The organism is Chryseobacterium sp. (assembly GCF_019236175.1).
Taxonomy (GTDB): domain Bacteria; phylum Bacteroidota; class Bacteroidia; order Flavobacteriales; family Weeksellaceae; genus Chryseobacterium.
This window is the reverse complement of record NZ_JAFAJM010000014.1, coordinates 208,727-229,950: the sequence shown is the minus strand read 5'-3', so window position 1 is coordinate 229,950 and position 21,224 is coordinate 208,727. Positions and strand designations below refer to the sequence as shown.

The following is a 21,224-nucleotide window of genomic DNA, read 5'->3' as shown; positions in this document are numbered from 1 at the left end:
AAAGTATATCCTAAACTCTATTTTAATCCTCATTTTCATCAAATAATGGTCAGAAGTCTATTGACGAATAGTACTTCCTGCTTCTGGGTCCCGGCCTTAAAATGGGTGTTATTTATTAATCAATCCGAAGATTTTTGCATCTACGAATTTTCCTTTTTCAAAAAAATAATCTCTGAGGACTCCTTCTTCCTTAAAGCTGATAGAAAGTAAAAGTTTTTCGGAGGCAATATTAGACGGGTCTGTAAAGGCATCTACCCGGTGTAGCCTCATGCTTTCAAACCCAAAAGTTAAAATAGGGAGAATGGCTTCCTTCATGAAAGACTGTTTCCAAAATATGGGGTTCAGTTCATAGCCTATTTCTGCTCTGAAATGTTCCCGGTACCAGTTGTGATATCCGCAGGTGCCAATTACCTTACCGTTGGATTTTAACTCGAGAGCCCATCGGAAGCCTTTTCCTTTTTCAAATTCACTGTTGAAGTGCTGAATGATTTGCTGGGCATCCTCTAATGTTTTAAAGGGAGCCAGATCATAATATTCCATTACCTCATCCAGAGAAAAATATTCGAACAGGTCCTGGGTATCCTGAAGGGTAAGCTGTCGTAAAATAAGTCTTTCAGTCTCTAAAACAGGAAATTGCATGGGTTGTATTTTATGGTGAAAATACAATTAATTACTGATAAGAAAAAGTTTATAGAAAGATTAACGGGGAAACAATTCTATAAGCCTGATTTATTTTTCTAAATTTGGGGCTCATTTTTTACTATGGCAAAATCGAAGAAGGAAACTCCATTAATGACACAGTATAATACCATCAAGGCAAAGTACCCTGATGCACTTTTACTTTTCAGAGTGGGAGATTTTTATGAAACTTTTGGGCAGGATGCAGTAAGAACATCTCAGATTCTGGGCATTGTTCTGACCAAAAGAAATAACGGGGAAGGAAGTGTTGAATTGGCCGGGTTTCCACACCATTCCATAGATTCTTATCTTCCGAAACTGGTGAGAGCCGGGATGAGAGTGGCCATCTGTGATCAGCTGGAAGATCCGAAAATGGTAAAAGGAATTGTAAAAAGAGGAGTTACCGAGCTGGTGACTCCCGGAGTGACATTTAACGACCAGGTATTAAATTCCAAAAAGAATAACTTCCTGCTTTCTTTACATAAGGAGAAAGAAAAATACGGAATAGCATTGGTAGATATTTCTACGGGTGAGTTTTTAGTCAGTGAAGGAAATCTGGATAAGCTTCAGCATATTGTAAATACTTTTGATCCGAGTGAAATTATTTTCCAGAGAAGCGTACAGATTCCGGAACAGATTAAAAATAAAAATGCTTTTAAACTTGAAGACTGGGCATTTCAGTATAATTTTGCCTACGAAAAATTAACAAACCACTTTAAAACCAGTTCTTTAAAAGGGTTTGGGGTAGAAAACCTTCCATTAGCGATTACAGCAGCAGGTGCCATTTTTGCCTATCTGGTGGAAGATACCCATCATAACCTGCTTTCTCATATTACCAGGCTTCAGATCATTCCTCAGGAAGAGTATCTGATGATGGATAATTTCACCTTAAGAAATCTGGAAATCGTTTATCCGAGTAATGCTCAGGGCAAATCATTGCTTGATATTATTGATAAAACATCCACTCCGATGGGAGGAAGACTCCTGAGAAGAAGAATCATACTTCCTTTAAAATCAGTGGATGAGATTATGAGAAGACTTTCTCTGATTGATTTTTTAAATGAAAACGACCCTTTGAAATATGAAATCAGCCAGTTGTTAAAGTCTATTTCTGATCTGGACCGATTAATGGGAAAACTGGCGGCAGAAAAAATTTCACCCAAAGAATTGGGGTACCTGCGTCAGAGTTTAATCAATATCCATATGATAAAAGGACTCCTTCATTCTCATGCAGAAGTATTGGCCTGGTTGGAACCGTTATATGATCTGGAAGAACTGATCAGGTTTTTACAAAATAATCTTAACGTGGAACTTCCTGTGAGTATTGCCAAAGGAAATGTAATTAAAGAAGGAGTTTCTGAAGAACTTGACAGACTGAGGGGTCTTCAAAGTAAAGGACGCGGATTCCTTGATGAAATGTGCCAGAGGGAAATTGAACGAACGGGAATTTCAAGTCTTAAAATTGATTTCAATAATGTTTTCGGATATTATATTGAAGTTAGAAATACACATAAGGATAAAGTTCCCGCAGACTGGGTAAGAAAACAGACTCTCGTGAACGCTGAGCGGTATATAACAGAAGAATTAAAAGAATATGAAAATCAGATTCTGGGTGCAGAAGAGAAAATAGGTGTTCTGGAAAATGAGCTGTACAGAAATGTATGTGCCGAAACAATGGTTTATATCGACCAGATTCAGCAGAACTCCCATATCATTGCCCAGCTTGATGTGGCTGCCGGATTATCCGAACTGGCCGTTTCTGAAAGTTATACAAAGCCCATTCTGAATGACGGATACGCGATTGATTTAAAAGAAGCAAGGCATCCGATTATTGAAAATGCTCTTCCGTTGGGAGAAAAATATATTCCAAATGATATCTTTTTAGATAAAGATGCTCAGCAGATTATTATGGTTACAGGGCCAAACATGGCCGGTAAGTCAGCAATTCTGCGTCAGACGGCAATTGTTTGTCTTTTAGCACAAATCGGAAGTTTTGTACCCGCGAAACATGCAGAGATCGGATTGCTTGATAAAATTTTTACCAGAGTAGGAGCGACAGATAATATTTCTGCCGGCGAATCTACTTTCATGGTTGAAATGAACGAAGCAGCCAATATCCTGAATAATATTTCGGAACGAAGCCTTATTCTTCTGGATGAGATAGGACGCGGTACTTCTACGTATGACGGAGTCTCCATTGCGTGGGCCATTGCAGAATACCTTCATCAGCATCCGACTCAGGCTAAAACCCTGTTTGCAACCCACTATCATGAGCTGAACGAAATGACGGTGAATTTTGAAAGAGTGAAGAATTTCCATGTTTCCATTCAGGAGAATAAAGGAAATATTATTTTCCTTAGAAAGCTGGTTCCGGGAGGCAGTGAACACAGCTTTGGTATTCATGTTGCTAAATTAGCCGGAATGCCCGCGAAGGTGGTAAGCAGAGCGAATGAGATCCTTAAAACACTTGAAGCCAGCAGAGCTCAGAGCGGCGGAACATCGGAGAGTATGAAAAGAGTAACTGAAGAAAATATGCAGCTTTCTTTCTTCCAGCTGGACGATCCTGTACTGGAAAATATCCGTGAGGAGCTTACCAAAATAGATATCAATACACTGACACCCATTGAAGCTTTAATGAAGCTGAATGCCATAAAAAAAATGATTGGAGGTTAACCCAATCATTTTTTATTATAACAAGAAGATGCCGACTAGCAGCAAGGGCCGTCCTGAATCCCGTGAACCCCATACATCTCCTGTCCGGTAGAAGGATCAAAACAGCTTACTACCAATGGACAGAACGGTCTTGCCCCACTGATTTCCTTCATTTCTTTTTTAGTCAGTTTTCTCGTTTGAATGTTTGATTTTTTCATGATATTTTTAATTTGATTGTAAGCTAATATACAAAAATATTGACTAATTCAATTGATTGTGAGTATTTTGTGTTGTTTTATTTCGCGGATAATGAGTGTTTTATGCTTTTTTGCTGCCAATGCGTGAGTTTTGATATATTTGTTGAAGTGTAAGATCTAAACAGGAATAATAACAATGAAATTTAAATTTAGCCTGAAATATTTTCTTCTGACCCTATTGATCTTCCTTGTTGAAGTTCTCATCGCTACCGTACTAAAAAACATCTTTTTTATCAGAGCCTATCTGGGCGATGTTATTGTAGTAATGCTGCTTTATACCTTAATAAAGAGCTTTATAGAGGTAAATAGTAATCAGAAGCTGATTCTGGGAATTCTGATATTTTCTTTTCTGATTGAGGGAGGACAGTATTTTAATATAGCCGAAAAATTAGGCTTCCGAAAGGGAAGCCTGATGTATATTGTGATCGGAAATTCATTTTCATGGATTGATATGCTGTGTTATGCCGTAGGCTGCTTATTTTTATTCATCTTTATAAGAATGAAGACCTCTAAAAGCTTAGCTTCAATCTCATAATTTCTAAGAGATCTATCTTCCAAAGCTGTCGTATTTATCTTCTGCATATTTGGTGAAACGGCTCAGTAAAGCCACATTTTCTTTTTCCAGAGGTGAAAGGTCGTGGTCTACATTATTGGATACCGGAATATACCAGTCCGTTTGTTCAAAGAAATTTCTGTATGTTTCTTTTTTAAAAGAATAGCCGTGTCTTGCAAATACTGAGTTTTTGATAATCTCGAGATCCAGTTTTCTTAGGTTTTTAAGATCTTTTTCCGTGAGTTTCTGTTTGGAAGCATTAAGCTTAAATATCGCTTCAGAGGCTACCCGGTTTTTAGATGTTGTATAGCTTTCCGTTTTTCCGGTGTCATCGGTATATTTTTCTACAAATTCTTTTGGGTTAGACCAGTCTACCAGATTAGAGTCTTTATCCAGCATGAAATTGGGATTATAAACAAATTCTTTTTTGACTAATTTAAGATCTTTTGCAGGCGCTTTTACCGCAGTTTTATTAAAAGCATTCCATTTACCGGTTAAGCTGTCTCCTTTCAGTTTTACTTCAAATCTTCCGTCCGTTTTATCATTACCGGGTTCATCCAGAATAAAAGAGCCGGAGGTTTCATTAAATATTCCTCTGAAGGGTCTTTGATTGCCGCTTACGATGCTTTGTCCGTAGACACTGTCTTTAGTGATTCTGTTGATTTTTAAAGAGATTTTCTTGTAGGTTCCTCCTTCATATTCAGAACCATCAGTTTCATCAATCATTTTTTCTGCTCCGAAGAATTCTCCGGTATAGATTCCGTAGTATTCTTTGTGAATTTCAGGAATGATAACAGAATCTTTCTTTGCGGTCAGGGAATCTTTCCCGGATTCGTTTGTTTTTCCTTCCTTTTTGCAGCTTGCCAAAGAGACTGTCAATAAGGAAATTAAGGTGTAATTTACAATTTTCATATCTGTTTTTTTGTGATTAAATATTCAATAATAAGGATATTAGGAACCCATCCTGCCCAGGCAATAATCTGGTAAACATCCATAGGATCGGGGTGAAATAAATATACAATAATAACCTTCCACATTCTTAGGGTAATGGCAGATAAAGTAAAAGCAAAGCTTCGCCACATCCATTGTTTGTGATCTTTAAACTTACGTTGTAGGGCCAGCCGGTAGGCTTTAAAAGTGGAACACCACCATAAGATGCCCAGTATCACGAAGGAAACTTTGGATAAAATTCCTCCGTTGGCAAAGAAGCCCATATAAATTCCTGATGGAGCAGCCAGTATCAGAATGAGAAAAATATAGATTTTTCCCATGTTTTTGTGAAAATTTTTTACACCGAAATCTTTCCTGAGAATCGCCAGAAAACCTGAAAGAAGTATAAAAATACTGGTATAAACGTGAGTGTAGAAAAAATAAAGGTATTCCGGTTTTTGTTCCACCTCAGTTTGTTTAATCATCAGAAAGCTTACATTCGGATTAAAAGGAATATATTCCAGTGTGATTTTTAACATCAGCCAAAAGAAATATCCAAACCCTGTGATCAATAGGATTTTAGAGAGCCTTGAAATATTTCTTTTAGCTGAAAGCATCGTATTTAATCAAAACTGAACGTAAATGAGATATTATACCAGCCAGATACGGGTGTTCCTTTGTATTCTTCAGGTTTCCATCGCGTGTGTATCGATTTAACAGCGTTTTCGATTTCTCTGTTGAAGCTTTCATTATCTCCCGTTACTACGACTTTTTCTATCTCACCTTTATTGCTGACTGAAAATCTTGCATTGGCACGTATAACTCCTTTTGTCCCTATTATTTTATTTGTCCTGATTTTTCTTGATACTTCCATTCTGAATGCCGTAAAACCACCCGGGTATTCTGCAGGTTTAGAGGCATCGGGAATATAATGATCTCTGGAATGATCCTGAGAGGGAGACGTTTCTGTTTTTTGTGCCTGAAAAAAAGTGAAACTTCCTAAAAGCAACGATAATACTATTTTTTTCATGGTTATAAAGTATTCAGATCTTGTGCAATCAACCAGCCTTCGCTCCAGCAAGCCTGAAAATTAAATCCACCGGTTACAGCATCTATATTCAATACTTCTCCGGCAATATAAAAATTAGGAAGAAGTTTTGAAGACATATTTTTAAAATTAATTTCCTTTAAATCAACACCTCCTGCGGTTACGAATTCGTCTTTAAAAGTTGATTTTCCGGTCACCTGAAATTTCTTTTTACAAAGATTTTCCAGGATAGTCTGCATTTCTTTTCCCGAAATATTGGCTACCTGTTTATTGAGGTCAACTTTTGAAATATCCAGGATCTTTTGCCAGAACCTGTTGGTAATGTCAAAAATTTTCGATTGTCCGATGGTCTTTTTAGGATTGGATTGTTTGAAATTCTGAAAAGCTTCTTCTGCTTCATCTACTGGGGTAGAAATAAAATTAACTTCAATTTCAAAATTATACTGTAAACGGGCAAGGCTTATCGCTTCCCATGCGGAAATTTTTAAAACAGCAGGTCCGGAAAGTCCCCAATGGGTAATCAGCAGCGGGCCGCTTTCTTCGGTTTTCAGCTTGGGAATTGAAATACCTGCGTTTTCAAAACTTGTTCCCGGAAGTGCTGTTAGCAACTCATCTTTAATATTGAAAGTAAAAAGGGAAGGGACAAGATTGACAATTTTATGCCCCAGATTTTCAATGATTTTCAGTGATTTTGGAGAACTGCCGGTTGTATACACTATATAATCTGCCTCAAAATCTCCGGAAGTGGTTCTGATGAGGTACTTATTATCTTGTTTTTCAATCTCTTTGACGGTGCATTTTGTTTTGACGATAACATTTTTCTTTTGTGTCTCATTCAAAAAAGTATTGATAATGGTTTGGGAAGAATTGCTTTCCGGAAAAGTACGGTTATCATTTTCAATTTTTAAAGGAACATTTCGCTGATCGAACCATTCCATAGTGTCTCCCGGCTGAAATTTGGTGAAAACACTAAGAAGTTCTTTATTTCCACGGGGATAAAATTGTACCAGCTCCCTTGGATCAAAACAGGCATGGGTGACATTACAGCGTCCCCCGCCGGATATTTTCACTTTTTGAAGGACATCCGAATTCTGTTCTAAAATGGTAATATTGTATTTCGTTTCGTCAAGGTTCGACGCGCAGAAAAAGCCTGCAGCCCCGCCTCCGATAATAATGATATGTTTCATGTATGTGTAATCCTATGCTGAAGATTATTTTTCCAAAAGTACAATTTTTATAAACCATCTTATTTGAGTATTTTTGAAGAATATAATTTAATGATCCCAAAAAAGATTTTCATATGATATTTTACCATACATTCGAAGTACGCTGGAGTGACCTTGATGCCAACAAGCATTTGGCCAATTCATCATATGTACAATACTGTGCTCAGGCCAGAATGGCTTTTATGACGAAAGAAAAAATGGGAGTTACCCAATTAAGCAGATGGGGGATAGGTCCGGTAATCTTACATGAAAGATATTCTTTTTTCAAAGAAATTTATGCTGATCAGACGGTCATTGTAAGTGTGGAAATAGACGGATGCTCAGATGATTCTTCTATCTATCGTTTTGTCCATAAATTCTATACACCGGATGGTGTGCATTGTGCAACTTCTGAAGCAACCGGAGTCTGGATTGATATGATGCTGAGAAAAATGACAACTCCGCCGGATGATGTGATAGAAGCAATGAATAAATATAAGAGCCCGGAAACTGTGGTACTTACAAAAGAAGACTTTAAAAAATTTCCTTTTCATCCGCACAATATTGACCCGGCGGAATTTACTAAATAATTGAATTTCAGCATTTAATATTACAGAAAGAATTGTAAAAATAGTATTGATTTTTACAGTGTACATTAATACAACAATTTATGTTTGAAGATAAATCACAGGAACTAACCCCGATTTCGAAATTAGGAGAATTTGGCCTTATTAAGCATCTGACCGAGCATTTCCCTTTATCTAATGATTCCTCAGAGCTTGGAGTGGGAGATGACGCGGCAGTTATCAATCCTGAAAATAAAAAAGTAGTCCTTACAACCGATGTTTTGGCAGAAGGGGTACATTTTAATCTGGGCTATGTGCCCTTAAAGCACTTAGGATACAAAGCTGTGGTAGTTAATCTCAGTGATATAGCGGCCATGAATGCGGTGCCTACGCAAATCCTGGTATCTCTGGCTGTTTCAAGTCGTTTTCCGGTAGAAGCTTTAGAAGAAATTTACGCCGGTATTCAGGCAGCCTGTACGAGATATAAGGTTGATCTTATCGGAGGAGATACAACCAGCTCTAATTCGGGACTGGTAATGAGTATCACAGCTGTAGGTATTGAAAATGGTGAGAATCTTGTAAAGAGAAACGGGGCAAAAGCGAATGATCTTCTGGTGGTAACAGGAGATTTAGGTGGAGCATATATGGGGCTTCAGGTTCTGGAAAGAGAGCATGCCGTTTATCTGGCAAACCCTAATATGCAGCCGGAGATGGAGGGGTATGATTACATTCTTGAGAGACAGCTGAAACCTGAAGCAAGAACAGATGTTAAAGCAATTTTGGAAGAACTGGATATCAAACCAACTTCTATGATTGATATCTCTGATGGTCTGGCTTCTGAAATCCTTCACCTTTCCGATCAGTCGAATGTAGGATTCAGATTATACGAAGAAAAAATTCCAATGGATAGTCTTACGATTTCTACAGCTGATGAAATGAACCTTAATCCTGTAATGACCGCTTTAAGCGGTGGAGAAGACTACGAATTACTGTTTACGATTGCTCCGAATGATTTTGATAAAATAAAAAATCATCCTGATTTTACCATTATCGGGCATGCGGTAGAAAAAGAAGACGGAAACTTTATGGTGGCAAGAGGCTCCAATCAGCTGGTAGCACTTACCGCACAGGGATGGGATGCTTTTTTAGGCAATCAGCAAAACGGATAAAATTACATTTAATTGTAAATATTGTAGGGGGACCGCAGCTTTTTTGCTGTGGTTTCTGTTTATCACACAAAATACATGATGAATATATGATGAGTTCAACAGAAAAAGATATTCCCGTTCATCATCTGACTTCTGAAGAATTTCAGATGAGCACTCTGACAGCCGCAGGACCGGAAAATTTTCATGATGTTCACCGCCATAATTTTTTTGAAATTATATGGTTCAGAGAAGTATATGAAAACAGCCGCTTAGAATTGGACTTTGAAAGCTATAAGCTTGGGAACAACCAAATCTGTATCATTGCACCCGGACAGGCATTCAATATGAAAATAGAAGGAGAGGTAGGATATGCAATGGCTATAAGCCGGGAGATTTTCAACGAAGCCTGTGATATAGAATGGGTACTTACAGGAGGAGTGCTTCCCTTTTTTTTACATTCCGAAAGTGAAAATGTATGCAGTGCCATCCTGTCACTGATTGAAAATGAGTACAATGGAGCCTCAAGAACTGAACTCTTAAAGACTTATCTGAAAGCATTTTGTATCATCATTGCGGAACAAATTAATCCTCAGGAGCCGTTATTGCATGACCGTCAACGAATTCAGGAATTGGTAGGGCTTATTGAAAAATATTATATAGTGCATAAAGAAACCGGTTTCTACGCGGAAAAATTAAAGATAAGCACCCATCATCTGAATGATATTGTACGTCTTTTGAGAGGAACAACGGTAAAAAAAATGATTAGCCAGCGCCTTATTCTGGAAGCCAAAAGAGAACTTAGCTTTGGAGCGCTTACAGTGAAGGAAATTGCTTTTAAGCTGGGATTCAGAGATGCATCTTATTTCTCCAGATTCTTTAAAAAACATACAGGGCAGAATCCCGACAGTTTTAAATCCGGAAATGGCTAATCCTCAGAATGTTCCGTTCTGTGTGGTTTTGAGGGGATAAATTTAATATGAATGCTAAGGCTGATCCTCAGTTTGTGCTGGTCTTCCTTCAGTTGTTTTATTGTAAGCTTTTGGTTTTTTAGTCAATTTTGCAGACTGAAAAATCGCCTTTGAGGCTTATCATTGTTTATGAAGAAGTTAAATATTGTAGTGTTTATTTTAGCACTGCTCAACACGTTGGAGTCCTTAAGTATAGACCTTTACCTTCCCGCTTTTCCAAGTATGGCGGATATTTTTAAAACCGATATCGGGCATATCCAGATATCCATTTCTGTTTTCTTTGCAGGATTTGCTTTCGGGCAGTTATTATGGGGGCCCTTATCAGATAAAAAAGGGCGTAAACCTATGTTGTATTGTGGGCTTTTACTTTTTATTATAGGAGCAACAGCCATCTATTTTACCTCAGATATTTATGTTTTATGGGCCATGCGCTTTCTGCAGGCTTTTGGAGGAAGTGCAGGGATTGTTATCGGAAGAGCTATCATTATTGATCTTTATGATAAGCAGAAGTCTGTTACTATTTTCTCACAACAATCCCAGATAAGCGGTATTGCACCTATTGTAGCTCCTCTTTTAGGAAGTGTATTTCTTAAATTCTGGGGCTGGAACAGCTCTTTTGCCTTTCTGTGTATTATGGGACTGATCACCCTTTTTATGGTGTACAAATATGTTCCGGAAACGAATACCAGAATCAGCCAGCCAGATATACATCAAGACGAAAAAGGAGTAAAGGACCAGCTGAAAATGATTATTTCAAACCGGGATTTTATCAACAGTACCATGGTGGGAAGTATTGCTTTTGCCTCTCTTATTATTTATATTTCGAATGCGCCGTTCTTATTTATGGAGCTTCACGGGTTCTCTAGCGGAGTCTTTAGCTTTATCTTTGCTTTTAACTCTTTGGCTCTGATAACGGCAGCCTATATTACTCCCAGGCTGATCAGGAGAATAAGCAACTCAGCACTTTTGTTTATCGCTACGATGGTATTACTGGTGGTTTGTGCTCTGCATATTCTGATTGCTGCTGAAAATTTATCTGTAGCCTTAGAAATAGCAATGTTGTATCTGTCATTACTTGCCATTGGAATATTGTTTCCTATTACATCCGCTCACGCTTTATCACCTTTTAAAGAAGGCCGTGGAACCGCTGCCGCGCTCCTCGGATTTATGCAGTTGATGGTGACTTTTCTGATGTCGGGGTTACTGGGCTTATTAGAAGCAGGTTCAATCATGCCAATGGTGGTAACGCGTACAGGAATGGCTGCAATGGCAGTGTGGTTTGGATATCGTATTTTCAAAAGCCAGAAAACAACTGTTCCGGCAGAAGCTTCTTTGGAAGATTTTTAATCCTGTTATTTAATCCTGTCGTCATAGAATCCGGGCACTTAATCAAGTAATTTTTGTAAAAAATGCACAAAGGTTTCTCTTTGCATAAAATTTAAATTATGAAGAGAAACCTTGTGACGGCTTTTTGCTGTCTGCTGCCATTAGGATACTGGGTCAGTGCACAATCCGGAATATCTGCCGAGCTGAAAACCGAATATATTCCGGCTTCCAGCTATATCCGACCGGAAGATAGCGTAAAAACAAATTCCACCAGTGATTTTAAAAGGGTAGGGCTGAATCTAAATATCCCTTTATCTGTAAAAAAAGACAGTAACGGTAAAGTAAAAGCCTGGTCAATGTTATTGAGCGGATCGTATGCAAAGATGACCCATAAGAATTATGAAACCCCGTTATTTCCCTCTCAAATGCTCAATGCTCAAATAGGAATTCAGCATATGCGTCCTTTGGGCAAGAAATGGAGTATAATGATGATGGCTTCAGTGGGAGTATATACTGATCTGGAACGAATAAGTTTTGATGATGTATTGGGGCAGGGAGGAATTGTATTTGTGAGACATTTTAATCCTAATCTTGCACTGGGCGGTGGCCCGATTCTTACCACGGCATTTGGTGTTCCTATGGTGTTACCATGGATTTATTTCGACTGGAAAACCAATGGAAAAATCAAAGTAAGAATCAACTTCCCTGAAGGAATGGAAGCGGGATACCAGTTTTCAGATCAGTTTTCTTTAAAGGCTGCCATTGATCTCAGCGGGATGTCTGCGGAAAGAAATAAAGATGGTAAGTCTGTATTAGTAGGTTATCAGCAGATTACAGCAGGTCTGAGACCTGAAATTCAACTGAGTGATAAACTCAGTCTTCGTGTTACCGGAGGAACTGCTCTGTTGAGAAGTTTCAGCGAAAGTGACCGAAAGATCAAAAATATTTTTAAAACTAAAAAGATGGAAGATCCCAGATTTGCCAGTACATTCTATGTTGCTGTTGCATTACGCTGGAATTTATAAGGCTGGAAGCCGGAGGAAAGAGATTATTTAAAGGCGATTGTCATAAAATTAAAAGCCTTACTTCTTTCTTCCGGCCTCCATTTTTTACTTACTAATTAACTTTTTATAGACCACCTGATTAAGTAATTCCTCTTTTCTGGTACGGGAAATAGGGAGCTCGGTTTTATTAATAAACAGACGGCCTCCGGAAATCATATCAATATGTAAAATATTAATCAGGAATGATTTGTGGATTCTGAAAAAATGTTCGGAAGGCAGAGATTCTTCAATAGCCTTCATCGTCTGATGAATGATCAGAGCCTTATCCTTAAAATGAAGCTTGGTATAATTCTGCATACTTTCAATGTATAAAATATCAACCCATGAAACTTTAATAAAGGAATCGGATTGCCTTACGTAGAGAAAAGGATCATCCAGCGGTACATTTTTTTTATGTTTTTCACTGATAATAAACTGTTGCTGGGCTTTATTGACCGCCTGATAAAAACGATTAAAAGCAATCGGCTTTAAAAGATAATCTACTACCTGTAAACGGAATCCTTCCAGTGCATATTCGGAATAGGCCGTGGTAAGAATACATAAAGGAGGATTTTCAAGCTGTTCCAGAAATTCAAGACCACTCAGATAAGGCATATTAATATCCAGAAAAAGAAGATCTATTTCGCTTTCCTTTACTTTAGTGTCAGCTTCCAGTGCAGTAGCACAGGTTCCTTCAACAGATAAAAAATCAATCTGATCTGCCAGTTCCTTCAGGTGGAATCTTGCCAGTGGCTCATCATCCACAATCAGGCATTTCATTTTAGGGATATTATTACTGTTCATTTTCTTTGGATAATTCTAAGGATAAACTTACGGTATAAACGAGATTATTTGATTCAATTTTCAGGTTATGAGAATCAGGATATTGTAATTTTAAACGTTTTTTTACATTCTGAAGACCAATCCCGCCTTCTTTTTCCTTTTTTCTATACTTGATCATATCAGAATAAGAATTTTCAACATAAAAGGAAAGATTGCCGTGTTTTTCCTTACAGTGGATTTTAATATAACCTGTATGTCCGGGAAGTCTGCACACGTATTTAAAGGCATTTTCAATAAAAGGAACCAGTAGTAACGGGGCAATATCTGCCTTTTTATTATTGATTTCCCATAGGGCCTCCACTTCGAGTTCATTTCCCCACCTCAGCTTTTCTACTTCCACAAGATTCTGCAAATACTCAATTTCCTTATCCAGAGGAACCAGGCTCTGATTGCAGTGATACAGCTGATAGCGAAGAATGTCTGAAAATTTCATCAGCAGAAAATCAGCAAGTTGTGTATCTGTTTTCATCAGAATGTGAATATGATTCATAATATTGAATACCAGATGAGGATTGATCTGATCCTGCAGTAATTTAAGCTGATTTTCAAGATGAGCCTGCTGAAGAAGGATGTGATCCCGTTCTATTCTTCCGTGTTCTTTATAGAATTTGATTCCGCATGCAGATCCGTTGATCAGAAATGAAGCCGGTAAAGACATATAAAAGCCCCGCCATAAAAAAGGAAGATGGCCTGAAAATTCAGAAGGAAGCTGTTGTTTGGGTGCTGCCTCAAGATAGGTGAAAATAACAGAAAATATGACACTTAAAATGAAAATAACCAGTGCTGCCTGGATCAGAAAACGTTTCATATTTTTTGTCCATAAAGCTTTTGGAAGAAGCCGGTTAGTTAAAAAATGGGTGAGCATAAAAGAACTGACAGCAATGATCACTGCCTGGAGCATAGCCAGGTATTTCTCGGTCTCAGTCTGGAAATTACACCATAATACAATGGTTAAAACAAGCCAGAACATAAAAGTGAATATATATTCTTTTAAAACAAAAGATTTCGTCATAAGTAAATTGGTAAAAAAATAGAAACTGCAGTGATACAGTTTCTAATGGTAAAGATAAATCAAGTTTTTAGAATAAGAAATAACCTATCCCAAGACTGAAACTGTGAGGTTTGGATTTAAATACTTTACTGACATTGGAAAGGCCATTTTCGTATCTTAGATCTACGGTAAAATTTTTGTAATCCACTCCGATACCCCCGGTAATTCCGATATTGGATTTATCAAACTTTTCGAAACCTTCCCGTATGGCTGCAGAGGTTGAAAGATTATTTTTAAAAGCATAGCTGTATACACCTCCTGCAAATACTCTCAGATTAAAATCATCGGTTTTTACTACCTTATATCCCACAACCACCGGGATATCAATAGAATTCCATGACAGTTTTGCAGAAGTTCCGTCTTTTGATTCGTAAGATGTTTTTCTTTTGTTGAATAAGGCTTCTCCCTGTACGTAAAGCTTTCCGATATCCATTCTGGTCATTAGCCCTGCCTGATAACCGAATCCGTATTTCCCTTCCAAGGAAGAGGACTCCGTTGAGGTCTTTGTAAAATTGGTTCCGCCCTTGACCCCGATGTGAAAAGCCGGTGTCTGCTGTGCCTGTAGATGAATTGAACTGCCGATGCACAATAAGAATGCACTGATTGCTAAAAATTGTTGTTTCATAAGTTGATTATTGTTAGAAATTGGATGCAAAACAACAATTCCTGAAGATGGGATGAAATTTTATTTGATGAACGGCAGGAATCTTATGATAAGATTCTTTTGTAGGGAAATATACTCCATACAAAAACCGGAAGAATATTCTTCCGGTTTTACATCATCTTGAAGCTGAACAGCGTATTTTTTAAAATCCCTCCACTGTGCAGTAGAGGGATGGTATTTATTTTTTAAATGTCAGTACCAGAGGAAGGGTAACTGTAGAAGATACAGGTTTACCGCTACTTTCTGCCGGTTTCCACTGGCCTTTCTCTCTGATGCGATAAAAAGCGGCCTCAATGAATGCATTCACATCTTCATTGTTCCCTTTTACCTGAGCATCAAGAGCATGTCCCTTAGAATCTACCACAAAACTCATGGTTGCTTTATAAGAATCCGAAGCATAGTTTAAAAAACTAAGATCTACAGCTTCATATAAAAGCCTTAGATAGGCTGCTTTTCCTTTGTCGTACTCCGCTTCTTTGGTGATCTTAGCCTTTGCTGGCGGATCTGAAGCAATCATTTTTTTGTCCTCTGTAGAAAGCTTATCCAGGGCTTTCTTGTATGACGTTATTTTATCTTCAGTCAAAAGCCACTCCAGCTTAGTCTTTAAATCATTAGGCTTAGGATATTTTTTATAAAGAGCCGTTTTCTTTCTGTCATAGCGGGAGTCTGCCTTCTGAAATTCAGAAATCTGGGCATGGCTGAAAACAAAAGTGACAATAAATGCTAATGCTAAGAGCTTTTTCATAATGTATTAAGCTTTTACGATGTTAATAATAACTTCAGTAGCTTTTTCCATACTTTCTAGCGCTACATATTCGTAAGGCCCGTGGAAATTGATCCCTCCGGCGAAAATATTAGGACAAGGAAGACCCATATAAGACAACTGTGCTCCGTCTGTTCCTCCTCTGATCGCTTTGATTTTAGGTTCAATTCCCGCTTCCGTCATTGCTTTGGCCGCAAGGTCCACAATGTGCATTTTGCCTTCAAACTGCTGCTTCATGTTTCTGTATTGTTCCTTGATTTCTACTTCAGCAGTCCCTTCACCATGTTTCTGGTTGAATTCAGCCACTTTTTCCGCCATGAATTTCTTTCTGGCTTCAAATTTATCGGCGTCGTGATCACGAATGATATATTGAAGTTTAGCTTCAGAAATATCAGCATTGATATCCATTAAATGATAAAAACCATCAAACCCTTTAGTGGTTGCAGGAGTTTCATTAGCAGGCAACATCTGTGCAAATTCAGAAGCCAGTAATGCTGCATTGATCATTTTACCATACGCATAACCAGGGTGTACGCTTAATCCGTGGATTTTTACTACAGCTCCGGCTGCATTAAAGTTTTCATATTCCAGTTCTCCAACTTCACCTCCATCCATTGTGTACGCCCATTCAGCACCGAATTTTGCCACATCAAATTTGTGAGCACCTCTTCCGATTTCTTCGTCAGGGGTAAATCCTACCGCAATTCTTCCGTGCTTGATTTCCGGATGAGCAATCAGGTATTCTGCAGCGGTTACAATTTCTGCACAACCTGCTTTATCATCAGCTCCGAGAAGAGTATTTCCGTCAGTCGTAATTAAGGTCTGCCCGACGTATTTTTTTAAACTTTCAAATCTTGAAGGAGATAAAGTGAATCCTGTCGTCTGGTTTAATAAAAGATCATTTCCATCATAATTCTTCCAGACCTGAGGATTTACATTTTCCCCGCTGAAATCAGGTGATGTATCATAATGGGAAATGAAGCCGATCGTAGGTCTGTCATCGTTTTCAAGATTCGAAGGAATATAACCCATAATATACCCGTTCCCATCAATTGAAACGTCTTCCAAACCAATGGTTCTCAGTTCTTCAGTAATATAATTGGCAATATCCCATTGTCTTGGAGTAGAAGGTGTTGTTTCACTTTCTGCATCACTGGTTGAATATATTTTTACATAACTAAGAAAACGGTTCAGTAATTTCTCTTTCCATAACGGATTGAATTCTATTGTACTCATCAGATTTATTCTAAATTTGAACAAATATACGACGTAATTTGTATACAGTGGGTGGAATACCTTTTAGAAAACATGACTTATATCTTTAAAATTAAAGTTTTTACTTTATTCTATTAAAACTTGTAAGATGAGGGATGCCGGTGGTTGAGGTATTTAGATTATATCCATTATTAATCAATAGGAATTATTTGCTCTATGCGGGTTATTTTATTGGATTTTCCATCAATATTTATCATCCAGTAAACACTTGTGATTGCCGGGTTTTCAGGGATAGTCAAATGATAGAAAGGGGTGTTGCTTTCATTGTACAGTTTAAAAATTCTAATTTCCTTATAAAAATCATTCTTAGTTTCCAGTGCTGTTTGTAACCTGTTTTTAACAGGCTGTAAGCGTTTTTTTATTTCTGTTTCAATTTCATTAACGGATTTCTCAATTTCTCTTTTTTTATGCCATTCTTCTTGCTTTCTTACCAGATAATCCAGTGCAGTATAGTAAAAATTACTGGGCAGCTCTTTTAGCATTTGCTCCTTACTGATTTTGAAATCTTTTTTGTAGTTCTTTTCCGATACCACTTGCTTATTAATATATTCCCTGTAAAGCATGAGGTCTTCTTTATGAGGATCGTATTGGTCTTGGATAAAATGATAGACAGATATTTTGTGATTGTAGTCATCATAGCTTGCACTTATTCCTTCAGAAAAATTAATCACCCTCTCCACATTGCCATCTTTCTTGATCATGTGTATCTGTTCCATGAGATATCCCTTTTTTGTAAGATAAATTTGCAGACCTTGTCCTTCATCTTTGATAAAAAATTCATTATCTCCTGCTTTTAGAGTATATGTAGATTTTGATAAAAGAGGATTTATCCATTCTCCATTTTTCTTTTGCTTCTCCTGCTCATATAAGGCCTTATTAAAATATACCCCATCCTCATTGATAAGATTGCGTTTGTTTTTTTCCACTAAAGAATCATATTGGTCTTTCAGCTCACGGGATTTTTTAGAAATTGTTTCTAATTCTAAATATTTATGATCATTGCTGTTTTGCTGGCTGTTACATAGAACAGAAAAAAATAGTGATAAAATAAGTACAACTTTCATGGCTACTGTTTTGGGTTAAAAATATTAACGGAGGATATGATTACTGAGTCTATTATTTCAGATTTATAAGTCAGGGCTTCAATCAAATATATTAAAATACGTTGTTCTGAGCTGATTAAATCTGTTGTTAGAATACCTTATCGGCAATGGAATATCAGTTATTGAAATTATAAATCGGATATAAAACTTTGAAAATCAAAATAATGTTAGATTTGTATGTAGAGTATACTAAATAGTTTAGTTTTATTATATTTGAGAAAATCAAAAGTAAAAATGTTTCTTACCGAATGTCCTAGAGATGCAATGCAGGGTTGGGGAGAGTTTATCCCTACCGATAAAAAAATAGATTATATCAACTCCTTAATGGATGTTGGGTTTGATGTATTGGATTGCCTGAGCTTTGTTTCTCCCAAAGCAATTCCTCAGATGGCAGATTCTGATGAGGTTGCTGAAAATATTGATAAATCACGTTCCAATACTAAAGTTTCTGCGATTATCGGAAATTACAGAGGTGCTGAAAAAGCACTGAAGCATCAGTCGGTGGATATTCTGGGATTTCCGTTTTCTATTTCAGAAACATTCCAGCACAGAAATACAAATAAAAGCCAGGAAGAAGCTTTTGCTGAGATTATTAAAATGCTTGAGCTGGTAAAAAGTGAAGGAAGGCAGCTGAATATCTATTTTTCTATGGCTTTCGGAAACCCATATGGGGAAATGTGGAAATGGGAAGATGTAGATCAATGGGCACAAAGGTTTTCAGAGATAGGTGTGAAAGATATTCTGCTTTCCGATACCACTGGAGTAGCGACACCGGATACCATCGCTCTTTTATTTGAAAAAATTCCTTCCAAATATCCTGAAATCAATTTCGGGGGGCATTTTCATAACCGTTATGAGGATTCTTATTCAAAATTAAAGGCGGCTTATGATCAGGGATGCAGAAGATTTGACAGTGCCATCAAGGGAATTGGCGGATGTCCTATGGCTAAAGATGATCTTGTAGGAAATATGCCTACAGAGCAGGTTATCAATTTTATGAGTGTTGAAAAGGCAGACCATAAACTGAATTTACTGAACTTCGAAAGTTCTTATAACAAAGCCAAAGATATTTTTCATTTTTAAAAAAATTTCAGGATGTATCAGTTTCTGTAATCAGAGTGCATCCATAGGAATTTAAAATATCAGCAGGAGCGGGCTTTAGCTCGCTTCAACGTATTAAAATACAATGGGCTGAAGCCAAAAATTAATTTAAAATCCAATTCAAAATGTCCTCAATTATCTCATCAACAGCATTTAAAAATCTTCCTACGGAAAACTTTATTATCCTTGATGCAAGGACCGGGAAAGATGCTCACCAGCATTATCTTGAAAAACATATCAAAGGAGCCAGATTCATTGACCTGGATAAAGACCTGGCGGAGATAGGAGAAAATGCTGCTTTTGGAGGCAGACATCCGCTTCCTTCCTTAGAAAAGTTTGCGGAAAAACTATCTCTTCTTGGAATCTCTGAAAGATCCCGTATTGTGGTATATGATGACAAAAATGCTTCAAATGCCGCAGCAAGAGCATGGTGGATGCTGAAAGCATTCGGATTGAAAAATGTTCAGGTTCTTGACGGAGGATTACAGGCCGCAGAAAAAAACGGAATTGAATTTTCCTCTGGAGAAGAAGCTGTCGAAAAAACGGAAGGTATTAAAAGAGGCCATTGGGAACTTCCGGTTTCAAGTCTTGAAGAGGTTGAAAATGAATTGAAAAACGGATCTTCCACAGTGATTGATGTAAGAGACGCATACCGGTACAGAGGCGAATCTGAGCCCATAGACCTGATTGCCGGACATATTCCCGGAGCAATCAATATTCCTTTTTCTGAAAATCTTGATGAAAACGGAAACTTCCTTACTCCTGAAGTTTTAAAAGAAAAATACAGTAAGCTACTGGAAAATAAGCCGGAGCGTCTGATCATTCATTGCGGATCGGGGGTGACAGCCTGCCATACCATTTTAGCCCTGGATTATGCGGGGCTTACCATTCCCAGTCTTTATGTAGGATCCTGGAGCGAATGGAGCCGCAGAGAAGGAAAAGAAGTGGCCACCGATATTTAAAAAACATAAACCTCAGAAATTTTCTGAGGTTTTATATTTTAATAGCCGTTAAAGCATTCCCAGCTCAAACTTGGCTTCTTCACTCATCATATCCTTATTCCAGCTCGGCTCGAATGTAAGTTCCAAATCCACACTTTTTACATTTTCTACTTCACCCACTTTGTCTTTTACCTCTTGTGGAAGAGTCTCGGCAACAGGGCAGTTGGGAGTGGTAAGTGTCATTACAATTTTTACATCGCCGTCTTCAGAAATCTGTACATCATAAATGAGCCCTAATTCGTAAATATCTACAGGAATTTCGGGGTCGTATACGGTTTTTAATACACTGATGATTTCCTCACCAATGTCAGCAATTTGATCGTCTGTAAATTTCATTTTTTAATCTAAATTGATATTCCTTTTCAACAAATCTTCCTGACGCATGCGCCGGAAAATATTTGCCAAAGTTAAGACATCTTTTTCACAATAATCAACAATTCTCTGCAAGTCTTTTTCTATGTAGTAAATTGATGAAACCATTGAGCCATCAATATCGTCTTTCGGGGTAGGAATACCAAATACATGAGCCAGCAGTTCGAGAGATACAAAACTTTTATAATCTCCGAATTTCCATAGCTCCATGGTATCCAGATGAGGAATCTCCCAGGGCTTTTTGCCAAACATCTGAAAAGGAGCCGGAGGCTGCATTCCATGAATAAGATACCGGCGTGCAATCCAGGGAAAATCAAATTCTTTCCCATTATGAGCACAGAGAATCACCTCCCGAAGTCTTGGGCTATTGAAAATTTCGCCAAACTCCTGAAGCATTTTTTTCTCATCATGCCCTGAAAAGCTTTTTATTTTTAATGTTTCATTCTTTTCAACCATGCCAATGCTGATGCATATAATTTTCCCGAATTCGGCCATAATTCCGGCTCTTTCGTAAAATTCTTCTGCTGTAACCTCATCTTTTCTCTGAAATCTGGTTTTTTTGTCCCAAAGATACTGCTCGGTTTCAGATAACTCATCCCAGGAACCCGCCTGCGGAACGGTTTCAATATCAAGAAATAAAACTCTTTCTAATGGTATGTTCTGTATCATGTGTGTTT

23 protein-coding genes are annotated in these 21,224 nt (G+C 37.7%); 9 read left to right on the top strand and 14 right to left on the bottom strand.

Annotated features, from left to right (window positions below; all coding sequences use genetic code 11):
* Positions 1 to 108: 108 nt before the first annotated feature.
* Positions 109 to 639, bottom strand: coding sequence for a GNAT family protein (locus JO178_RS12090; RefSeq protein WP_291935816.1), 531 nt, complete (start codon positions 637 to 639; stop codon positions 109 to 111).
* Between the two features lie 123 nt (positions 640 to 762).
* On the opposite strand from JO178_RS12090, the gene mutS reads away from it, so the two are divergent.
* Positions 763 to 3,351, top strand: coding sequence for a DNA mismatch repair protein MutS (gene mutS, locus JO178_RS12085; RefSeq protein ID WP_291935813.1), 2,589 nt, complete (start codon positions 763 to 765; stop codon positions 3,349 to 3,351).
* 35 nt (positions 3,352 to 3,386) lie between these two features.
* Here mutS and JO178_RS12080 read toward each other — a convergent pair whose 3' ends face one another.
* The gene (locus JO178_RS12080; RefSeq protein WP_291935812.1) at positions 3,387 to 3,548 is read right to left on the bottom strand and encodes a hypothetical protein; all 162 of its coding nucleotides are present in this window, start codon (positions 3,546 to 3,548) and stop codon (positions 3,387 to 3,389) included.
* 175 nt (positions 3,549 to 3,723) lie between these two features.
* Here JO178_RS12080 and JO178_RS12075 point away from each other — a divergent pair, with 175 nt between their 5' ends.
* Positions 3,724 to 4,122, top strand: a complete 399-nt coding sequence (locus JO178_RS12075; protein ID WP_291935809.1) for a DUF2809 domain-containing protein — start codon at positions 3,724 to 3,726, stop codon at positions 4,120 to 4,122.
* A gap of 12 nt (positions 4,123 to 4,134) precedes the next feature.
* Here JO178_RS12075 and JO178_RS12070 read toward each other — a convergent pair whose 3' ends face one another.
* The 4 genes from JO178_RS12070 to JO178_RS12055 are packed head-to-tail and all read right to left on the bottom strand — an operon-like array spanning position 4,135 to position 7,305.
* Positions 4,135 to 5,052: a YARHG domain-containing protein gene (locus JO178_RS12070; protein WP_291935807.1), complete on the bottom strand. Its 918-nt coding sequence runs from the start codon at positions 5,050 to 5,052 to the stop codon at positions 4,135 to 4,137.
* The gene (locus JO178_RS12065) at positions 5,049 to 5,687 is read right to left on the bottom strand and encodes a DUF2306 domain-containing protein (protein WP_291935804.1); all 639 of its coding nucleotides are present in this window, start codon (positions 5,685 to 5,687) and stop codon (positions 5,049 to 5,051) included. The genes JO178_RS12070 and JO178_RS12065 overlap by 4 nt, the downstream gene beginning before the upstream one ends.
* Before the next feature lie 5 nt (positions 5,688 to 5,692).
* Positions 5,693 to 6,100, bottom strand: coding sequence for an energy transducer TonB (locus JO178_RS12060; protein ID WP_291935801.1), 408 nt, complete (start codon positions 6,098 to 6,100; stop codon positions 5,693 to 5,695).
* A gap of 2 nt (positions 6,101 to 6,102) precedes the next feature.
* Positions 6,103 to 7,305 carry an NAD(P)/FAD-dependent oxidoreductase gene (locus JO178_RS12055; RefSeq protein WP_291935798.1) on the bottom strand — a complete coding sequence of 401 codons (1,203 nt, stop codon included), beginning with the start codon at positions 7,303 to 7,305 and terminating at the stop codon, positions 6,103 to 6,105.
* A gap of 113 nt (positions 7,306 to 7,418) precedes the next feature.
* Between JO178_RS12055 and JO178_RS12050 the strand changes: the two genes are divergently transcribed.
* The 5 genes from JO178_RS12050 to JO178_RS12030 all read left to right on the top strand — a co-directional run bounded on the left by JO178_RS12050 (position 7,419) and on the right by JO178_RS12030 (position 12,356).
* On the top strand, positions 7,419 to 7,913 hold the full coding sequence (locus JO178_RS12050) for an acyl-CoA thioesterase (protein ID WP_291935795.1): 495 nt from the start codon (positions 7,419 to 7,421) through the stop codon (positions 7,911 to 7,913).
* Between the two features lie 80 nt (positions 7,914 to 7,993).
* Positions 7,994 to 9,058: a thiamine-phosphate kinase gene (gene thiL, locus JO178_RS12045; RefSeq protein ID WP_291935792.1), complete on the top strand. Its 1,065-nt coding sequence runs from the start codon at positions 7,994 to 7,996 to the stop codon at positions 9,056 to 9,058.
* Positions 9,059 to 9,144: 86 nt separating this feature from the next.
* Entirely contained in the window at positions 9,145 to 9,966 is an 822-nt protein-coding gene (locus tag JO178_RS12040; protein ID WP_291935789.1) for a helix-turn-helix domain-containing protein, read from the top strand.
* A gap of 168 nt (positions 9,967 to 10,134) precedes the next feature.
* Positions 10,135 to 11,352, top strand: coding sequence for a multidrug effflux MFS transporter (locus JO178_RS12035; protein WP_291935786.1), 1,218 nt, complete (start codon positions 10,135 to 10,137; stop codon positions 11,350 to 11,352).
* A gap of 98 nt (positions 11,353 to 11,450) precedes the next feature.
* A complete protein-coding gene (locus JO178_RS12030; RefSeq protein ID WP_291935783.1) occupies positions 11,451 to 12,356 on the top strand; it encodes a DUF6268 family outer membrane beta-barrel protein in 906 nt (301 codons plus the stop codon).
* An 84-nt stretch (positions 12,357 to 12,440) separates the two neighbouring features.
* Here JO178_RS12030 and JO178_RS12025 read toward each other — a convergent pair whose 3' ends face one another.
* The 6 genes from JO178_RS12025 to JO178_RS12000 all read right to left on the bottom strand — a co-directional run bounded on the left by JO178_RS12025 (position 12,441) and on the right by JO178_RS12000 (position 18,034).
* Complete coding sequence (locus tag JO178_RS12025) at positions 12,441 to 13,178, bottom strand: LytTR family DNA-binding domain-containing protein (protein WP_291935780.1); 738 nt, start codon at positions 13,176 to 13,178, stop codon at positions 12,441 to 12,443.
* A complete protein-coding gene (locus JO178_RS12020; protein ID WP_291935777.1) occupies positions 13,168 to 14,229 on the bottom strand; it encodes a histidine kinase in 1,062 nt (353 codons plus the stop codon). Before JO178_RS12020 ends, JO178_RS12025 begins: the two co-directional genes overlap by 11 nt.
* 67 nt (positions 14,230 to 14,296) lie before the next feature.
* Positions 14,297 to 14,893: a porin family protein gene (locus JO178_RS12015; protein WP_291935774.1), complete on the bottom strand. Its 597-nt coding sequence runs from the start codon at positions 14,891 to 14,893 to the stop codon at positions 14,297 to 14,299.
* Between the two features lie 217 nt (positions 14,894 to 15,110).
* Complete coding sequence (locus tag JO178_RS12010) at positions 15,111 to 15,677, bottom strand: hypothetical protein (protein ID WP_291935772.1); 567 nt, start codon at positions 15,675 to 15,677, stop codon at positions 15,111 to 15,113.
* A 6-nt stretch (positions 15,678 to 15,683) separates the two neighbouring features.
* Positions 15,684 to 16,931, bottom strand: a complete 1,248-nt coding sequence (gene pepT, locus JO178_RS12005) for a peptidase T (protein ID WP_291935770.1) — start codon at positions 16,929 to 16,931, stop codon at positions 15,684 to 15,686.
* A gap of 170 nt (positions 16,932 to 17,101) precedes the next feature.
* Positions 17,102 to 18,034 (bottom strand): hypothetical protein, encoded by a 933-nt coding sequence (locus JO178_RS12000; protein ID WP_291935767.1) that lies wholly within the window; start codon positions 18,032 to 18,034, stop codon positions 17,102 to 17,104.
* A 273-nt stretch (positions 18,035 to 18,307) separates the two neighbouring features.
* Here JO178_RS12000 and JO178_RS11995 point away from each other — a divergent pair, with 273 nt between their 5' ends.
* Both JO178_RS11995 and JO178_RS11990 read left to right on the top strand, forming a co-directional pair.
* The gene (locus tag JO178_RS11995) at positions 18,308 to 19,156 is read left to right on the top strand and encodes a hydroxymethylglutaryl-CoA lyase (protein WP_291935764.1); all 849 of its coding nucleotides are present in this window, start codon (positions 18,308 to 18,310) and stop codon (positions 19,154 to 19,156) included.
* A gap of 143 nt (positions 19,157 to 19,299) precedes the next feature.
* Positions 19,300 to 20,136 carry a sulfurtransferase gene (locus tag JO178_RS11990; RefSeq protein WP_291935761.1) on the top strand — a complete coding sequence of 279 codons (837 nt, stop codon included), beginning with the start codon at positions 19,300 to 19,302 and terminating at the stop codon, positions 20,134 to 20,136.
* A gap of 48 nt (positions 20,137 to 20,184) precedes the next feature.
* Here the strand turns inward: JO178_RS11990 and JO178_RS11985 are convergent, their stop codons facing one another.
* On the bottom strand, positions 20,185 to 20,511 hold the full coding sequence (locus JO178_RS11985) for an SUF system Fe-S cluster assembly protein (RefSeq protein WP_291935758.1): 327 nt from the start codon (positions 20,509 to 20,511) through the stop codon (positions 20,185 to 20,187).
* A gap of 3 nt (positions 20,512 to 20,514) precedes the next feature.
* Positions 20,515 to 21,216 (bottom strand): 3'-5' exonuclease, encoded by a 702-nt coding sequence (locus JO178_RS11980; protein ID WP_291935756.1) that lies wholly within the window; start codon positions 21,214 to 21,216, stop codon positions 20,515 to 20,517.
* Positions 21,217 to 21,224: the final 8 nt, after the last annotated feature.

What these genes read in the sequence shown, in the direction of transcription:
- JO178_RS12090 (WP_291935816.1), bottom strand. Translation starts at nt 639, where the DNA reads ATGCAATTTCCTGTTTTAGAGACTGAAAGACTTATTTTACGACAGCTT.
- mutS (WP_291935813.1), top strand. Translation starts at nt 763, where the DNA reads ATGGCAAAATCGAAGAAGGAAACTCCATTAATGACACAGTATAATACC.
- JO178_RS12080 (WP_291935812.1), bottom strand. Translation starts at nt 3,548, where the DNA reads ATGAAAAAATCAAACATTCAAACGAGAAAACTGACTAAAAAAGAAATG.
- JO178_RS12075 (WP_291935809.1), top strand. Translation starts at nt 3,724, where the DNA reads ATGAAATTTAAATTTAGCCTGAAATATTTTCTTCTGACCCTATTGATC.
- JO178_RS12070 (WP_291935807.1), bottom strand. Translation starts at nt 5,052, where the DNA reads ATGAAAATTGTAAATTACACCTTAATTTCCTTATTGACAGTCTCTTTG.
- JO178_RS12065 (WP_291935804.1), bottom strand. Translation starts at nt 5,687, where the DNA reads ATGCTTTCAGCTAAAAGAAATATTTCAAGGCTCTCTAAAATCCTATTG.
- JO178_RS12060 (WP_291935801.1), bottom strand. Translation starts at nt 6,100, where the DNA reads ATGAAAAAAATAGTATTATCGTTGCTTTTAGGAAGTTTCACTTTTTTT.
- JO178_RS12055 (WP_291935798.1), bottom strand. Translation starts at nt 7,305, where the DNA reads ATGAAACATATCATTATTATCGGAGGCGGGGCTGCAGGCTTTTTCTGC.
- JO178_RS12050 (WP_291935795.1), top strand. Translation starts at nt 7,419, where the DNA reads ATGATATTTTACCATACATTCGAAGTACGCTGGAGTGACCTTGATGCC.
- thiL (WP_291935792.1), top strand. Translation starts at nt 7,994, where the DNA reads ATGTTTGAAGATAAATCACAGGAACTAACCCCGATTTCGAAATTAGGA.
- JO178_RS12040 (WP_291935789.1), top strand. Translation starts at nt 9,145, where the DNA reads ATGATGAGTTCAACAGAAAAAGATATTCCCGTTCATCATCTGACTTCT.
- JO178_RS12035 (WP_291935786.1), top strand. Translation starts at nt 10,135, where the DNA reads ATGAAGAAGTTAAATATTGTAGTGTTTATTTTAGCACTGCTCAACACG.
- JO178_RS12030 (WP_291935783.1), top strand. Translation starts at nt 11,451, where the DNA reads ATGAAGAGAAACCTTGTGACGGCTTTTTGCTGTCTGCTGCCATTAGGA.
- JO178_RS12025 (WP_291935780.1), bottom strand. Translation starts at nt 13,178, where the DNA reads ATGAACAGTAATAATATCCCTAAAATGAAATGCCTGATTGTGGATGAT.
- JO178_RS12020 (WP_291935777.1), bottom strand. Translation starts at nt 14,229, where the DNA reads ATGACGAAATCTTTTGTTTTAAAAGAATATATATTCACTTTTATGTTC.
- JO178_RS12015 (WP_291935774.1), bottom strand. Translation starts at nt 14,893, where the DNA reads ATGAAACAACAATTTTTAGCAATCAGTGCATTCTTATTGTGCATCGGC.
- JO178_RS12010 (WP_291935772.1), bottom strand. Translation starts at nt 15,677, where the DNA reads ATGAAAAAGCTCTTAGCATTAGCATTTATTGTCACTTTTGTTTTCAGC.
- pepT (WP_291935770.1), bottom strand. Translation starts at nt 16,931, where the DNA reads ATGAGTACAATAGAATTCAATCCGTTATGGAAAGAGAAATTACTGAAC.
- JO178_RS12000 (WP_291935767.1), bottom strand. Translation starts at nt 18,034, where the DNA reads ATGAAAGTTGTACTTATTTTATCACTATTTTTTTCTGTTCTATGTAAC.
- JO178_RS11995 (WP_291935764.1), top strand. Translation starts at nt 18,308, where the DNA reads ATGTTTCTTACCGAATGTCCTAGAGATGCAATGCAGGGTTGGGGAGAG.
- JO178_RS11990 (WP_291935761.1), top strand. Translation starts at nt 19,300, where the DNA reads ATGTCCTCAATTATCTCATCAACAGCATTTAAAAATCTTCCTACGGAA.
- JO178_RS11985 (WP_291935758.1), bottom strand. Translation starts at nt 20,511, where the DNA reads ATGAAATTTACAGACGATCAAATTGCTGACATTGGTGAGGAAATCATC.
- JO178_RS11980 (WP_291935756.1), bottom strand. Translation starts at nt 21,216, where the DNA reads ATGATACAGAACATACCATTAGAAAGAGTTTTATTTCTTGATATTGAA.